Annotated in this window: 1 protein-coding gene and 1 pseudogene; one reads left to right on the top strand and one right to left on the bottom strand. The window is 66.2% G+C overall.

Features of this window, described 5'->3' with window-relative positions; all coding sequences use genetic code 11:
• Positions 1-115: pseudogene (locus ACRDSQ_RS24470) on the bottom strand (alpha/beta hydrolase); the annotation flags it as partial.
• Between the two features lie 184 nt (positions 116-299).
• Here ACRDSQ_RS24470 and ACRDSQ_RS24465 point away from each other — a divergent pair.
• Positions 300-1,160 (top strand): dienelactone hydrolase family protein, encoded by an 861-nt coding sequence (locus ACRDSQ_RS24465; protein ID WP_431424315.1) that lies wholly within the window; start codon positions 300-302, stop codon positions 1,158-1,160.
• Positions 1,161-1,174: the final 14 nt, after the last annotated feature.

The following is a 1,174-nucleotide window of genomic DNA, read 5'->3' as shown; positions in this document are numbered from 1 at the left end:
TGTGCCAGGGAGCGAGCGGGATCGCGGCCTGCAAAGTGGGCCGCTTGTTCGCCGCCTCAAGGGAACCGCCGCCGCCCATCGAGTGGCCCGCCACGGCGAGTCGCGTCGAGTCGATCCCGCGCACGGCCACGGGCAAGATCCAGAAGTTCAAGCTGCGTCAGCCGTATTGGTCGGGACAGGAGCGCGGGGTCAGCTGACATCGTTCGTTGTCATTGATAACTAAGGACTACCGGCAAGTAACTACTTTTCAGTACGTTGTGGCTCCGATCACAAGGTCACCCTGCGACTACGGAGCGGTTATGTCTCGACTGTTAAGAGTTGGTTCTCTCCTTGCTCTCACCATGGCCTTGGTCGCCGCTCCGGCGGCCAACGCCGTCGAGGTCAATCCCTACGAGCGTGGGCCTGCCCCCACGGTCGCGAGCATCGAGGCAAGCCGGGGGTACTTCGCCACCGCCCAGATCACCGTCTCGCGCTCGAGCGTCAGCGGATTCGGCGGCGGGACGATCTACTACCCGACCGACACCAGCCAGGGCACGTTCGGCGCGATGGCGGTCGTGCCCGGCTACACCGGGACCCAGTCGTCGGTGGCCTGGATCGGGCCTCGGGTGGCGTCGCAGGGCTTCGTCGTGTTCGTCATCGACACGCTCAGCATCTACGACTTCCCGCCGAGCCGCGGCACCCAGCTGCTGGCGGCGCTGGACTACCTCACCGGGCAGAGCAGCGTCCGCGGCCGGATCGACTCGACGCGACTCGCCGTGGCGGGCCACTCGATGGGCGGCGGCGGTTCCCTTGAGGCGGCGAACAAGCGGCCCACTTTGCAGGCCGCGATCCCGCTCGCTCCCTGGCACACCACCAAGAACTGGTCCAACGTGCGCGTGCCGACGTTCATCATCGCCGGGCAGGACGACACCGTCGCCTCGCCCGCGAACCACGCGAAGCCGTTCTACGACTCACTGACGAGCGCGCCGGACAAGGCGTACATGGAGTTGGCCGGGGCCAGCCACTACTTCCCGAACTCGCCGAACACGACGATGGCCAAGTACATGATCTCGTGGTCGAAGCGGTTCATCGACAACGACGTGCGGTACGAGCAGTTCCTCTGCCCGCGTCCGACCGACTCGACCATCCTGCGGTACCTCGACACCTGCCCGCATTCCTGACCGACCGGTGGCCC

Source organism: Actinokineospora sp., assembly GCF_050699995.1.
Lineage (GTDB): Bacteria > Actinomycetota > Actinomycetes > Mycobacteriales > Pseudonocardiaceae > Actinokineospora.
The sequence above is the reverse complement of the archived record's forward strand: the minus strand, read 5'-3'. Positions and strand labels throughout refer to the sequence as shown.

What these genes read in the sequence shown, in the direction of transcription:
- ACRDSQ_RS24465 (WP_431424315.1), top strand. Translation starts at nt 300, where the DNA reads ATGTCTCGACTGTTAAGAGTTGGTTCTCTCCTTGCTCTCACCATGGCC.